The sequence below is a fragment of the Bradyrhizobium hereditatis genome, assembly GCF_020329435.1.
GTDB lineage: Bacteria > Pseudomonadota > Alphaproteobacteria > Rhizobiales > Xanthobacteraceae > Bradyrhizobium > Bradyrhizobium hereditatis.
Genome location: NZ_JAGKJK010000014.1, coordinates 41,170 through 55,007, shown reverse-complemented (window position 1 = coordinate 55,007; position 13,838 = coordinate 41,170). Strand labels below are relative to the sequence as shown.

Sequence of the window (13,838 nt, the reverse complement as noted above, 5' to 3'; positions counted from 1 at the left end):
GCAGAGGAACCCATGCGACATTTAGTGGGAATGGCATTGCTCGCCTTGACAGTGGCATGCAGCACTACGGCGGCCAAGGCCGCTGAGACGGAATACGATCCAGCTAAGGTAAGCGAAAGTCTCAAAGCGATTTTTCAGTTCGGCTCAGTTTCCACCAAGCAGGCGCTGAACGCCAATACAGTCACACTGATTTCCGGAACGATCGGCGGCACCTATGTGCAGTTTGGCGCCGACCTTGCTTCCGTGCTCGACGATGGAAACAAGTTGCGCGTACTCCCGATCGTCGGGCGCGGCTCTGTGCAGAGCGTGGCCGACATCCTGTTCCTGCAGGGTGTCGACCTCGGCATCGTGCGCGCCGACACGCTCGACTATCTGGAGAAAAAAGGCTTCGCCAAGGACATCAAGAAGCAGTTCACTTATGTAACGAAGCTCTACAATGAAGAGATGTACGTCCTTGCGCCGAAATCGGTGACGAACATCAGCCAGCTCAACGGCAAGAGGGTCAGCGTCGACCTTCCCAATGGCGGCACCTTCGTCACCGCGGCTGTCGTCTTCGAACGGCTCGGTATCAAGCCGAACTTCCTCTATATCGAGCAGCGCATCGCGATGGAGAAGATGCGGAACGGCGAGATTGACGCGGTGATCGCCGTCGGCGGCAAGCCGTACAAGTCGGTCAGCAACTTCAATGACAACCGCTTCCACCTCGTCCCGGTCGAGTATTCGCGGCCGCTGCAGGGCGACTATCTGCCGGCGGTGCTGACCTCGAAGGACTACCCGAACCTGATCGCGGAAGGCGGGAAGGTCGACACGATCGCCGTGCCGGCGGTGCTCGCGGCCTACAATTGGGCGCCCAACACGGACCGTTACCGCAAGCTCGCCCAGTTCGTGGACGCCTTTTTCACCAAGTTTCCGACCTTCCAGAATCCGCCGTTCCATCCGAAGTGGAAGGAAGTGTCACTGTCGGCGCCGTTGCCGGACTGGCAGCGTCTGCCGGTCGCCGAGCAATGGCTCAAGAGCCGCAACATCGAGGCGGTGTCGCGCGCCAGATTCGACGAATTCCTGAAACAGAGCCCGACCACCGCCGCAAGCGTCAAGACCGACGCGGACAAGGAAGCCCTGTTCAGGCAGTTCCAGGCCTGGGAAGCGGAGCGAAGCGCAAGGGCGCAGACTCGCTAAGACGTATCCGCCGGAAGCCCGTCTTCGACCTGATCTGAGGTGGCCGCCGGGTCATCTAGCTCAAGAAATCAACAGCCCCGTTCTGATCCAATCGGAACGGGGCTTTTGATTCCGCTAGCCCGGCGTCAGCTATTCGTTCGCTTCAGCGGCATCGATCCCGCGCTTCAGCGCCGCGCGGGCGGCGTCGCGATGCTCCTGCGTGATGTGACTGGCGACCATGCGGATCGCGGTGGCGAGCACTGCGGCATCGTCGGTAAAGCCGAGCAAGGGCATTACGTCGGGCATGAAATCCAGCGGCAGGATGAAATAGGCGACGGCGCCGAGCAGCGACGCCTGTACATGACGCGGCGTCTCCTTGTCGAATGCACAATAATAAGCGGCCAGCAGGTCCTCGGCGAACGGAAGCTGCGCCACCACCTGCTTGAACTTGATCCAGAAGCGCCGGCGCACGCTTTCGCGGTCCTGCGCCAACTCATCGGCCGGTTCGAACCCCACGGTGTGATCGGATGCCATTGCAGCGTTCCCTCAAAGATCCGGCGCGGATGCCGGCCCCGCTTGCATCTGCGTTCTTCACGCGAACCGCTTCGCCTGAAAACGCTTCTCAAGAAGAATTGGGGATGTTCGTCACACGCCGCAAGATCCTAAGGCCGCGCGCCAACTCAGGCAACGCCGAGCTGCCTCGCGATCGCATTCATGGCCTTGGCCAGATCGATGTCGCGCGCCGTCACGCCGCCGGCCTCGTGGGTCGCCAGCACCACCTCCACCGTCTTGTAGACGTTCTTCCATTCCGGGTGATGGTCGTTCTTCTCCGCGATCAGCGCGGCGCGGGACATGAAGCCGAAGGCTTCGTTGAAGTCCCGGAAGGTGAAGGTCCGCGTGATCGCCTCGCGCCCCGACGTCTCGGCCCAGCCGGAAAGTTCCACCAGCGCCGATTTCCGCGCTTCCGCCGACAGCCGCTCCACCATGATCACCTCCCGTTTCAGACCGCCTCAACCCTAACACCAAAAGCCGCGCCGGAGATCCTGCCCAAAATACGCCGCAACCGGCTTCCAACGGCAGTTGGGGACGGCCGGTAACCATGACGGAGATGTAACAATGGTTAATCGTGAAATTTTGCTAGGCTATCCGCATTAAGTGTGCCGCCGGCGTAAAATCGCACCTCAAACGATTCCAGGGACTGATGAGCGACGGCCCTCACGTTTCAGAAATGCCGGCCCCACCCTCGCCCCGCTCAGCGAAACGACGGCTGACATTCGTCACGCTGGCCGGCGTGCTGGCGATCATCGGCGCGCTGGCCGCCGGCTATTACTTTGCCATGCGTCCGGTGACCTTGCGGATCGCGGTCGGCCCGGCCAACAGCGACGATCTCAAGGTCGTTCAGAACCTGGCGCAGGCCTTCAATAACCAACGCAACACTCTGGTCCGCCTGCGGCCGGTCCAGACTGATGGCGCGGTCGCGAGCGCCAACCTGCTCGGCGACGGCAAGGTCGATCTCGCGATTATCCGCGGCGATCTCGACATGCCGAAGAATGCGCAGGCCGTGGCGACGTTGCGCAAGAACGTCGTGGTGCTGTGGGTGCCGCCACCTGCCAAGGCCAGGGGAAAGAAGGCTGCTCCCGGCATCACAAACATCGGCCAGCTCACGGGACGCCGCATTGGCGTCGTCGGCCGCACCCAGGCCAATGTCAATCTGCTCAAGGTGATCCTGCGGCAATACGGCGTCGATCCGGCAACCGTCGAGATCATCCAGTTCCCGGCCAACGAAGCCGCCGAGACCATCCGCAGCCAGAAGGCCGACGCCTATCTCGCCGCCGGCCCAGTCAACAGCAAGATCACGGCGGACGCGATCACCGCATCCGCGCGCGAGGGCGGCGCGCCGAAATTTCTCGCGATCGATTCGGCCGAGGCGATTGCTCAGAACTATCCTGCCTACGAGTCGTCCGAGATCCCGGCCGGAACATTCGGCAGCGCGCCAAGCCGGCCCGAGGAAGAGATCAAGACGATCAGCTTCTCGCACCATATCGTGGCGCGCCGAGGCGTTGCGGAATCGACCATCGCCATCTTTACGCGCCAGCTATTTGCAATTCGCCAGAACTTGAAGAACGAGTTTCCGCTGGCTGCCAAGATCGAGACGCCCGACACCGACAAGGACGCCACGATCCCCGTCCATCCCGGCGCCGCCGCTTTCGTCGACGGTGAAGAAAAGACCTTCCTCGACCGCTACAGCGATTACATCTGGTGGGCCCTGATGGCGGTATCGGCGATGGGCTCCGCGGGCGCCTGGTTCGCCGGTTACCTGAAGAAGGACGACCGCAGCATCAACACCTCGCAGCGCGACCGGCTGCTCGACATGCTCACCGCCGCCCGCCAATGCGATTCGATGGAAGAGCTCGACCAGATGCAGGCGGAAGCGGACGCCATTCTGCGCGACACGCTGCAATGCTTCGAGCACGGCGCGATCGAGGAAGGTACGCTGACCGCCTTCAACATCGCTATCGAGCAGTTCCACAACGCGGTGGCCGACCGCAAGGCGCTGCTGATGAGCATGCCGCAAAACCTGCAACGGACCAGCGCGCAATTCCGCGCGGCCGGCAATGCCTGACCGGCAAATCCGGTAATCGAACCGTCATTAATTCTTTCTAGCTCTGCCGGATTATTCTTGCATCCGCGCCAGATCCGGAAAGAGGCCGCATGACCTTCAGAATTGCTCGCAGCATGTCCCGCCATGGTCTCCGCGGAATTTCTCGGCGGCGTTTCCTCACTACCGCCGGCGCGACGGCCGTCGGCATCATGGCGATGCCCTATCTCAGCCGCGCAGCGGACCGGCCGATCGTGACGTCAGGCGTGCAATCCGGCGACATCGGTGCTGATGGCGGCGTGGTCTGGGCGCGGGCCGATCGTCCCTCGCAAATGCTGGTCGAGGTCGCCACCACGGAGTCCTTTGCCGACGCACGAAAGCTGCCGCCGATCGCCGCGCTGCCCGAAAGCGATTTCACCGCAAAAATGCTGCTGGAGAACCTGCCTTCCGGGCAGCAGATCTTCTACCGCGTCCGCTTTCGCGATCTCGCACATATCGCCATCGAAAGCGAGCCGGTGGTCGGGCGCTTCCGCACCGCACCGAGCGACCGCCGCGATGTCAGTTTCGTCTGGGGCGGCGACGTCGCCGGACAGGGCTGGGGCATCAACCCCGATGACGGCGGCATGCTCACCTTCGCCACCATGCGCAGGCATCGCCCGGATTTCCTGCTGCATTCCGGCGACACCGTCTATGCCGACGGCCCGATCAAAGGTGAGGTGACGCTTGCCGACGGCAAGGTCTGGAAGAACATAACGATTCCGGAGAAGGCAAAGGTCGCCGAAACGCTCGACGAGTTTCGCGCCGCGCACAAGTACAATTTCATGGACGAGCACCTGCGCGCCTTCAATGCCGAGGTGCCCGTCTTCGTGCAGTGGGACGACCACGAAGTCACCAACAATTGGTCGGCGTCCAAGGAGCTGCCTGCGTCCTACAAGGAGCGCAACATCAACTTGCTTGCCGCACGGGCCGCGCGCGCCTTCCACGAAATGTATCCGATCCGTGAGAGCATCAGCGAGCCGGGCAGGGTTTACCGCACGCTCAACTACGGTCCGCATCTCGACGTTTTCATGCTGGACGAGCGCAGCTATCGCGGCGCCAACGGGCCGAACCAGGAGACGGCCTACGGACCGGAAAGCTACTTTCTCGGGCCCGAGCAACTCGCATGGCTGAAGCGCGCACTACTGAACTCGCGCGCCACCTGGAAGGTGATCGCGTCGGACATGCCGCTTGGCCTCATCGTCTATGATGATGCACGCAACAAGCAAGGCTCTGAAGCCCTTGCCCAGGGCGACGGCCCGCCACGCGGCCGCGAGCTGGAGATCGCCGATCTCCTGCGCTTCATCAAGACCGCGGGCGTGGTCAACACGGTGTGGCTGACGGCGGACGTGCACTATGCCGCCGCGCATTACTACAACCCCGACAAGGCGCAATTTCAGGAGTTCGACCCGTTCTGGGAGTTCGTCGCCGGGCCGCTGCACGCCGGAACGTTCGGCCCGAACGAGATGGACAATACGTTCGGCCCCGAAGTGAAGTTCATCAAGGCACCGGGGCCCGGCAAGCAGAACCTGCCGCCGTCGGCCGGGATGCAGTTCTTCGGCCATGTCCGGATCGATGGCGCCAGCGGGCAGATGGCGGTGACCTTGCGCGACCGCGCCGACACGGCGCTGTGGTCGACGACGCTTGAACCGAAGCCGGTGTAGGCTCGATCCAAAGGGCTGCAACATCGAATGGGAACGCGAACGCTGCCGCCGGTGGCGCTCTACACCCGACTGCGCGGCGAGCGCTGCCGCAACGTCGCTTCCAGAAGTTCGCGGGTGCAGGGCTTTGGTAGCATCTGCGTGCCGTTCAGTCCGGATGGAAGCCCGATGTCGCTGCTGTAACCGGTGACGAAGACGAACGGAATCTGCAGCCCATGCAACCGTTCGGCCACTGCAAAGCTGTTTCCGCTGGCAAGGCCGACATCGAGCAGCGCGAAATCAGGCGCGCGCTCGGCGATCAGTTCCAACGCACGCACCACACTGCCGGCGGTGCGCACTGTCTTCACGCCAAGCTCAAGGATCGTATCCTCAAAATCCAATGCGATGATCGCGTCGTCCTCCACGATGAGGACGTCGCTCGGCATGCCATCATGGGAGGCGGGGTCCATGTTTCTCGCCAGTTCCGGTTGGAAGGTGACTGGAGATCCGGCCGAAGCCCGAAATTGCCCTAATGGTTGACGCTTTCGTAAAAGCGCACCCGCCGGTTCCGGAACTGAAACCATCACATGCACGTTCTGTCGTCTGTCTACTTGTGAACATATTACCCGCCGCAAACCGAATATTGTCATGGGGCGGCGCGACAAGGAACTTTCATGCTTACGCGACAAAACGGTACGTCCGGGGAGCGGCCGTTCAACAATTTGCTGCGCCGCTTGAATGACGCCGATTTCGCGCTGATCGCACCGCACCTCCTTGCGGCCGAAGCCAATCCGAATGACTTGCTCTACAGCCCCGGCGACAATGTCGAGACCGTGCATTTCCCGTGCGGCCCCAGCCTCGTCTCCTACATGGTTGCCAGCGAGGACGGCCGTGACGTCGAGACCATCCTGATCGGCCGGGAGGGCGCCGTTGGCGGCATCGTCAGCCAGGGCAATCTCCCGGCCTACACCCGCATCATCGTCAAGTTCGCAGGGCCCTTCGTGCGGCTGTCCGTCAACAAGCTCGATGCCGCCAAATCGAAGTCGCGTACGTTGAGCAACATTTTCGCCCGCTATGCAGACTGCCTGCTGGCGCAGATCTTCCAGTCCACCGCCTGCAACGCGATCCATTCGATCGAGCAGCGCACGGCAAAATGGATCATTTCGGCGATGGAGCGCACCGATGGCGAGGACACCGTGCCGCTCACGCATGAGCAACTGGCGACCCTGCTCGGCGTCGGCCGCTCCTACACCAGCCGCGTCATCCAAATTTTCAAGGCGGAAGGTACGCTCGAGACCCGGCGCGGCTCGATCCTGATCCGCAACTCCGACCTGCTGCGAAACCGGTCCTGCCGCTGCAACGAGGCCGTGAAGAGCCATTTTGAGGAGGTTTTGCGGGGGATTTATCCCGAGCCCGGCCGCGGCAATTAGGCACGCGACTGCCCAAATCGGCTAACCAATTGCCAAACAAACCATTGTTTTTTGGCGTTTTCTGAATATATTGCGCCGCAACGCGTAAGGTGTGCCCGGTCCCATTGGCCGGGCTTCCTTTTTGGGGAAAGCGCCCCGGAGCATGATCCGGAAAATGGGTACCGGTTTTCCGAAAAGGTCATGCTCAAACAAAAAAGATGGAGCTGGATGACGATTCGAAGAAGCGTCATCACGCGCCAGTATTCCAGGGTTTTGAGCAGCGCGGTTTGGAAAAGTGGATCCCGGCTTTCCGGTGAGATCGCGCGTCCACCATTGCACGACCAGAAGAAGAGCCATGAACCTTCGTAACGTCGCTATCATCGCCCACGTCGACCACGGCAAGACCACCCTGGTCGACCGCCTGCTGCAGCAATCCGGCACCTATCGCGAGAACCAGAAGGTGACCGAGCGCGCCATGGACTCCAACGATTTGGAGCGCGAGCGCGGCATCACCATTCTGGCCAAGGCTGCTTCCGTGCAGTGGAAGGAAACCCGCATCAACATTGTCGATACTCCCGGCCACGCCGATTTCGGCGGCGAGGTCGAGCGCATCCTCAACATGGTCGATGGCGCGCTGGTGCTGGTGGATGCCGCCGAAGGTCCGCTGCCGCAAACCAAGTTCGTGGTCTCCAAGGCGCTCAAGGTCGGACTGAAGCCGATCGTCGTCATCAACAAGGTCGACCGCCCCGACGCGCGCCCGACCGAAGTCATCAACGAGGTGTTCGACCTGTTCGCCGCGCTCGACGCCAGCGAGGAGCAGCTCGATTTCCCGATTCTCTACGGGTCGGCCAAGCAGGGCTGGATGGCTGACAGCCCGGAGGGTCCGAAGGATGCCGGCATGCAGCCGCTGTTCGACCTGATCGTGCGCCATGTCGCGCCGCCGAGCGTCGAAGAGGGGCCGTTCCGGATGATCGGCACCATCCTCGAAGCCAACCCCTATCTCGGCCGCATCATCACCGGCCGCATCACGTCCGGCGCCATCAAGCCGAACCAGACCGTGAAGGTGCTCAGCGCCGACGGCAAGACGATCGAGCAGGGGCGTATCACGAAAATTCTAGCCTTCCGCGGCCTCGAGCGCACCCCGCTGGATGAAGCCGAAGCCGGCGACATCGTCGCGATCGCTGGCCTGACCAAGGGCACCGTTGCCGACACCTTCTGCGATCCCTCCATCGAGACGCCGCTGCAGGCGCAGCCGATCGATCCGCCGACGGTGTCGATGTCGTTCATCGTCAACAACTCGCCGCTCGCCGGCACCGAAGGCGACAAGGTGACGAGCCGCATGATCCGCGACCGCCTGTTGCGCGAGGCCGAAGGCAATGTCGCGCTGCGCGTGGTGGAAGCTGCCGACAAAGATGCCATGGAAGTGTCGGGCCGCGGCGAATTGCAGCTCGCGATCCTGATCGAGACCATGCGCCGCGAGGGTTTTGAACTCTCAGTGTCGCGTCCGCGCGTCGTCCTGCAGAAGGACGAAGCCACCGGCCAGTGGCAGGAGCCGATCGAAGAAGTCGTGATCGACGTCGACGAGGAGCATTCCGGGGTCGTCGTGCAGAAGATGAGCGAGCGCAAGGCCGAGATGATCGAGATGCGCCCCTCCGGCGGCAACCGCCTGCGGCTGGTGTTCTACGCGCCGACCCGCGGCCTGATCGGCTATCAGGGCGAATTGCTCACTGACACCCGCGGCACCGCGATCATGAACCGGCTATTCCACGGTTACGCCAACTACAAGGGCGACATCCAGGGCCGCCGCAACGGCGTCCTGATCTCCAACGACCAGGGCGAGGCGGTGGCCTACGCGATGTTCAAGCTGGAAGACCGCGGCCCGATGATGATCGAGCCGGGCTGGAAGGTCTACAAGGGCATGATCGTCGGTGAGCACACCCGCGACAACGATCTCGAGATCAATGTGCTGAAGGGCAAGCAGCTCACCAACATCCGCACCACCTCGAAGGACGAAGCGGTGCGCCTGACCCCGCCGATCAAGATGACGCTGGAAAAGGCGCTGGCCTATATCGAGGACGACGAACTGGTCGAGGTAACTCCGAAGTCGATCCGCCTGCGCAAGAAGTTCCTGGATGCCAACGACCGCAAGCGCGCGGAAAAAGCCAAGGAAGCAGTGGCGTAAGCCGGCGAAAGTGGGCGAATAGCGAATGGGGAGTAGCGATTAGGGACGTTCCCGTTACGGCTACTTTCCGATACCCTACTCGCTATTCGCCATTCGCTGTTCGCCGATCACATGCCCTTCCCCACAGAGATCAATGTCGCCATCATCGGCGCCGGCGCCGCCGGCCTTGGCGCCGCCAATGCGCTGAAGGACTCCGGCCTTTCCGTCATCGTGCTGGAGGCGCGCAACCGCCTCGGCGGCCGCGCTCACACGATCATGCCTTCGCCGGACGTCACGTTCGACGTCGGTTGCGGCTGGCTGCATTCGGCGGACCGGAACTCGTTCGTCAAAATCGCCGAACAGCTTGGCTTCGAGATCAATAGGGCGCTGCCGCCCTGGGCCGAGCGCGCCTATGGCAAGGCGTTTCCGCAGGATGACCGCGACGATTTTATCCGCGCGCTGAACGCGTTCTATGATCGTGCCGAAGCGGCCGCGGCGGAGGCCATCACGACCGGCCAAGACTGCGCCGCCAGCCTCTGTCTGGAGCCCGGCAACCGCTGGAATCCGATGATCGATGCCATCTCGACCTATGTGAACGGCAGAGAGCTCGATCAGGTTTCCATTCTCGACATGGATGCCTATGAGGACACCGACATCAACTGGCGCGTCCGCCGCGGCTATGGCGCGCTGGTGGCGGCCTACGGTGCCTCATGTCCCGTCGTACTCAATTGCGCGGTGACCCTGATCGATCATTCCGCAAAACGCCTCCGCATCGAAACCTCACAGGGCACGCTGACCGCAAACAAGGTGATCATCACCGTGCCGACCAACCTGCTTGCCGACGAGACGATCCGCTTTCACCCCGCCTTGCCAGCAAAAGTCGATGCCGCGCGCGGTCTGCCGCTCGGCCTTGCCGATAAGGTGACGCTGGCGCTGGAGGAGCCCGAGGCGCTGCCCGTCGAAGGCAATCTGCGCGGCGCCACCATGCGCACCGGCATGGGCACCTATCACATCCGTCCGTTCGGCCAGCCCTGCATCGAAGGTTTTTTCGGCGGACGCTTCGCCAAATCGCTGGAAGACGCAGGCGATGGTGCGCTGGCCGCCGCGAGCATCGACGAAATCGTATCCTTCCTCGGCAGCGATTTTCGCCGCAAGCTGAAGCCGCTCGCCGAATCGCGCTGGGCCCATGACCCGTTTGCGCGCGGCTCGTACTCGCACGCGCTGCCGGGACACGCCGGCGACCGCGCCGTGCTCGCCGCGCCCGTCGATGGCCGGCTGTTCTTTGCGGGCGAAGCGACCTCGCCGGAATTTTTCACGACCGCGCATGGGGCGCGGGATTCGGGAGAGCGGGCGGCGAAGGAAGCGTTAGCATCGTTAGCGAAGCGTTAATGTTTCCGCCGTCATTGCGAGCGAAGCGAAGCAATCCATCCATCCGTTATGCCGCGCAATGGATTGCTTCGCTGCGCTCGCAATGACGGTTGAGGCGACTTTTCCTACTCCATCACCCGCGCCCGCATATCCGCGTCCGGCACAAAGCACTCATTATACTTGCCAAAGATCCTGTAACGGTTACGCGCGACGAGGTCGTAGACGGCGTCGCGCAGCGGTTTTGGCACCGCGAACAACACTCGCATCCAGCCCCATCGCGGCAACAGGCTCAGCACTGTCAGCGCCGCGTCGGACTTCAGCCATACCTTCCCGCCATGGACGACTGCATTGGTGTCGGGATCATCGGGATCGATGCCGAATTCCTTCGCCAATCGCGTGCCGTAAGCCGACTGGATCGCGGTGAAGCGGAACCTGCGCGCGACGTCGCGCTTCGCGACGAAACGGACCCAGCGTGAGCAGAAGACGCAGACGCCGTCATAGAGGATCACGTCATCGTCTGGCCAATTGTTCATATAGCCTCCTTGTTTGACGCGTTTCCTTCACGCGAACCGTTCCCACCCACGGATCAAGTCCTTCGCTCGGAAACGCTATCTATTATCCAGCGTCAGAAGCGCCACCAGCATCAGCACGATAGCAGGACCGGTCTTCACCAATGCGCCCAAGGGTTCGATCCAGAGGTCGGGCGTCAGGATCGCAGCGCCGACCATGTAACCGAGCGAGGCAATGATACCCGCGATCAGGCCGAATGCCGAGGTGCGGCGGAACGCGATCAATGCGCCAATGCTCATGTCCATCAGGCTGGTGCCGACAGTGATGGGGCCGACGAGCGCCGGCGGAAAATTACGGCTGCGCAGGATGTCCGCCGCAGCGTCATAGGAGATCACCAGCGCAATGAAGCCCGACACTACCCAGAACAGCACAAGGCTTGCGATGACAAGCGCCTTGATCGGGAATAGCCGGGCAAACCATTTGTCCTGAATGGTCGCCGGGCGCTCCCCGGCCATCTCTGCGATGGTCTTCGGCGTGATGCCGGTGGCGCTGATCCAGCCCGCGGGGTTGCCGCTGACGCCACGGCGCAGCTCGGCGATCGCGGTGGTCCGCATCGGCGGCATCCAGCCGAAGAGGTTGGCGAGATCGCCGAGCCTCGCGCCGATATCGAGCAGGAACGCCGGCATCGCGATGCGCGGCCATTCGCGGGTGCCGAGCGCGCGGCGGAATTGGTCGACCACGCCGCCGAGCGTGACCGGCTCTTCCTGCATTAGGTCCCAGGTCACGCCGTTCGCCTCAGTCGGATCGCGCGCGGCGAGCCAGGCGATAGTCGCGGCAATGTCTTCCATGGCGATCGGCTGGAAGGGCGTGGCCTGTTCGACAGCCGGAAGATCGAGCGGATAGGCCGCGAGCGAGCGCACCATGGCGCTGCCGCCATAGGCCGCCAGCGCCACCACGAAGCCCGGCCGCAGAATCGTGTAGGCGACGCCGGACTCCGCGATCAGCCGCTCGCCCTCGCGCTTGGTGGTGCTGAAGGCGGTCTGGTCGGTCTCCATCGTGCCGGGTATCGAGATGTGGACCAGGCGGATCGCACGGCGGCTCTCGCGGATCGCCTGCAGCAGCCGCGTCACGAAATCGCGATGCACGGCGGCCGTGTCGCTGCCGGGTCCGTCCTGTAGCACGCCGAGGCAATTGACGACGACGTCGACGCGATGGTCGCCAATCAGCCGCGTCATCGCGGCTGCGTCCATCGATATCAGCGGCAGTTCGAGATCGAGCGCGCTGTTGTTATGCGAGGCCGGCAGTTTGCGGGCGACCCCAACCACCGGAAATCCTCGCGTGCGCAGGTCGCGCGTGATGAAGCAGCCGATCAGGCCGGAGGCGCCGAGCACGAGGATTTTCCTGACGTCGGCGTTCATGGGCTGTCTAGAACGGTTTGGCGATCATCAACCACAGAATAGCCATGACCGAGCCAAAGCCGGGAATCCCGAACAAGAACCAGCGGTGGAAAAGTGCGAAATAGCGTGGCGACAGCTCCTGATTGTGGTCGGCCGCCTTGCGCGCGAGATCGCGCATTTCGATCTGCATGAAAACGACGGGCACCCAGAACAGCCCGGCGACCGCGTAGAGCCCAAGCGAGGTTATCAGCCAGCGTTCAGTCCACGCGGTGGACGATAGCCACATCAGAACGCCGCCGCTCACCGGCTGCAGCAGCACCGCCGTCAGCGTGAACAGCATATCGGCGATCACAACCGTCTCGGCCGTGCGTGCGATGAAGGCCACGTTCCGGCTGCGGTGGGCCATCAGCATGAAAAACGCGATGCCCGTGCCGGTGCCGAGAATGACGATGGCGCCGAGCACATGCAGATATTTGACGAGAAGGTACAGCATCATCGCTTCTTTGCCGGAGCTGGAGATCGCGCCTTCAAGGCGCGGTCGAGCTCGGCGCCGGCGAGTGTGACGCCGCTCTCGCTCTCCGGCAGCCAGTGTCCCTCGCTGCCATGCGCCGGCAGCACGCGGAAATCGACGTTGCCGCCGGCGGCGCGAAACGCGTCAGCCAGCTGACGCGAGAATGCCGGCGAGAAGTAACTGTCGTTGGCCGCGACCAGCCAGGTCACCTTCACACGTGCGGCCTTGCCGAACTCGCCCGCTGCGGTGATCAGCGTGTGTGGCGCGCAGACCTTGTCGGGAACATCGTTGGCGTGCCCGCCGCGTCCCGGCGCGAACGCGATGATGGCGGCAACGTTTTTCGAATCATCGGCGGCCAGCGCCAATGCGCCCCAGGCGCCGGCCGAATGGCCAATCACGACCACTCCCTCGGGCCGGATGAAAGGCTGCTTGCGCAGAAGGCCAGTGGCGGCGGCGATCTCATCCGCCATAACGCGGCCGGACCTCGCATAGTCAGCCTCATCGCAGCCGCCCTGATCCTCGAGATATTTGCCACTCCCGCCATGGCCCGGCCGCTCCGGAACCAGCACGGCAAAGCCGCGCGCGACCAGCCAGGCAGCGAGCGCGCGGTATTCAGGTTGCGCCATCTGCGCCCGCCGCAGGACGTTCTGGGTGGTCGCGTGCGCAATCACCGCAAGCGGAAACGGTCCTTCGCCTGATGGCCTGAACAGCACCGCGCGCGCGGTGATAGCCGGATCAGGAGAAGGCACCCGCCACTGCTGCAGCCGATGCGGCTCGCCTTCCCCGCCTTGCGCGCCGAGGGCGGGCTGCGCGGCCGCGGCTTTCACCCCGAGCGCGGCAACGACAATCAGCGCAACAAGCACGTTTGGCGAACACATGAAATGGCCTGACACAGGCGAAGGAGGGCGCGTTCCGAAGTCACCAGCAGAATACCGCCAGCGAATCAAATCCAGTGCATTTTTCCGTGAACAGCATCGCAGGGCGCGCGGCTTTGGATGATTCCGACAACCATTCCGCCGCCACTGCATCGGGCAAAGACCCTTTAAGACAGC

At 62.9% G+C, this 13,838-nt stretch carries 14 protein-coding genes; 6 read left to right on the top strand and 8 right to left on the bottom strand.

The annotated features are described in order from the left end of the window. Positions 1-12: 12 nt before the first annotated feature. Positions 13-1,176, top strand: a complete 1,164-nt coding sequence (locus tag J6524_RS28270; protein ID WP_225676735.1) for a TAXI family TRAP transporter solute-binding subunit — start codon at positions 13-15, stop codon at positions 1,174-1,176. Positions 1,177-1,305: 129 nt separating this feature from the next. On the opposite strand, the gene J6524_RS28265 is transcribed toward J6524_RS28270, so the two are convergent. Together J6524_RS28265 and J6524_RS28260 are read right to left on the bottom strand one after the other, a co-directional pair. After that, the gene (locus J6524_RS28265; RefSeq protein WP_225676733.1) at positions 1,306-1,689 is read right to left on the bottom strand and encodes a YkvA family protein; all 384 of its coding nucleotides are present in this window, start codon (positions 1,687-1,689) and stop codon (positions 1,306-1,308) included. A gap of 146 nt (positions 1,690-1,835) precedes the next feature. After that, on the bottom strand, positions 1,836-2,141 hold the full coding sequence (locus J6524_RS28260; protein ID WP_225676731.1) for a 4a-hydroxytetrahydrobiopterin dehydratase: 306 nt from the start codon (positions 2,139-2,141) through the stop codon (positions 1,836-1,838). Between the two features lie 242 nt (positions 2,142-2,383). Between J6524_RS28260 and J6524_RS28255 the strand changes: the two genes are divergently transcribed. Next, positions 2,384-3,778, top strand: coding sequence for a TAXI family TRAP transporter solute-binding subunit (locus J6524_RS28255; RefSeq protein ID WP_225676729.1), 1,395 nt, complete (start codon positions 2,384-2,386; stop codon positions 3,776-3,778). Positions 3,779-3,867: 89 nt separating this feature from the next. Beyond that, on the top strand, positions 3,868-5,454 hold the full coding sequence (locus tag J6524_RS28250) for an alkaline phosphatase D family protein (protein WP_225676727.1): 1,587 nt from the start codon (positions 3,868-3,870) through the stop codon (positions 5,452-5,454). 59 nt (positions 5,455-5,513) lie between these two features. Here the strand turns inward: J6524_RS28250 and J6524_RS28245 are convergent, their stop codons facing one another. After that, positions 5,514-6,014 carry a response regulator gene (locus J6524_RS28245; protein WP_312002501.1) on the bottom strand — a complete coding sequence of 167 codons (501 nt, stop codon included), beginning with the start codon at positions 6,012-6,014 and terminating at the stop codon, positions 5,514-5,516. Between the two features lie 90 nt (positions 6,015-6,104). Between J6524_RS28245 and J6524_RS28240 the strand changes: the two genes are divergently transcribed. After that, positions 6,105-6,860, top strand: coding sequence for a Crp/Fnr family transcriptional regulator (locus tag J6524_RS28240; RefSeq protein ID WP_225676725.1), 756 nt, complete (start codon positions 6,105-6,107; stop codon positions 6,858-6,860). A 21-nt stretch (positions 6,861-6,881) separates the two neighbouring features. Here J6524_RS28240 and J6524_RS28235 read toward each other — a convergent pair whose 3' ends face one another. Further along, positions 6,882-7,196 carry a hypothetical protein gene (locus tag J6524_RS28235; RefSeq protein WP_225676723.1) on the bottom strand — a complete coding sequence of 105 codons (315 nt, stop codon included), beginning with the start codon at positions 7,194-7,196 and terminating at the stop codon, positions 6,882-6,884. On the opposite strand from J6524_RS28235, the gene typA reads away from it, so the two are divergent. After that, positions 7,195-9,021 carry a translational GTPase TypA gene (typA, locus tag J6524_RS28230; RefSeq protein ID WP_225676721.1) on the top strand — a complete coding sequence of 609 codons (1,827 nt, stop codon included), beginning with the start codon at positions 7,195-7,197 and terminating at the stop codon, positions 9,019-9,021. The two genes, J6524_RS28235 and typA, sit on opposite strands and share 2 nt — an antisense overlap. A gap of 111 nt (positions 9,022-9,132) precedes the next feature. Continuing rightward, positions 9,133-10,389, top strand: a complete 1,257-nt coding sequence (locus J6524_RS28225) for a flavin monoamine oxidase family protein (protein ID WP_225676719.1) — start codon at positions 9,133-9,135, stop codon at positions 10,387-10,389. A gap of 104 nt (positions 10,390-10,493) precedes the next feature. Here J6524_RS28225 and J6524_RS28220 read toward each other — a convergent pair whose 3' ends face one another. From J6524_RS28220 to J6524_RS28205, 4 genes are all read right to left on the bottom strand, one after another. Continuing rightward, positions 10,494-10,901, bottom strand: coding sequence for a thiol-disulfide oxidoreductase DCC family protein (locus J6524_RS28220; RefSeq protein ID WP_225676716.1), 408 nt, complete (start codon positions 10,899-10,901; stop codon positions 10,494-10,496). A 75-nt stretch (positions 10,902-10,976) separates the two neighbouring features. Next, positions 10,977-12,296: an SDR family oxidoreductase gene (locus J6524_RS28215; protein ID WP_225676714.1), complete on the bottom strand. Its 1,320-nt coding sequence runs from the start codon at positions 12,294-12,296 to the stop codon at positions 10,977-10,979. A gap of 7 nt (positions 12,297-12,303) precedes the next feature. Then, entirely contained in the window at positions 12,304-12,771 is a 468-nt protein-coding gene (locus J6524_RS28210) for a DUF2269 family protein (RefSeq protein ID WP_225676712.1), read from the bottom strand. Next, on the bottom strand, positions 12,768-13,664 hold the full coding sequence (locus J6524_RS28205; RefSeq protein ID WP_225676710.1) for an alpha/beta hydrolase family protein: 897 nt from the start codon (positions 13,662-13,664) through the stop codon (positions 12,768-12,770). The genes J6524_RS28210 and J6524_RS28205 overlap by 4 nt, the downstream gene beginning before the upstream one ends. Between the last annotated feature and the right edge of the window lie 174 nt (positions 13,665-13,838).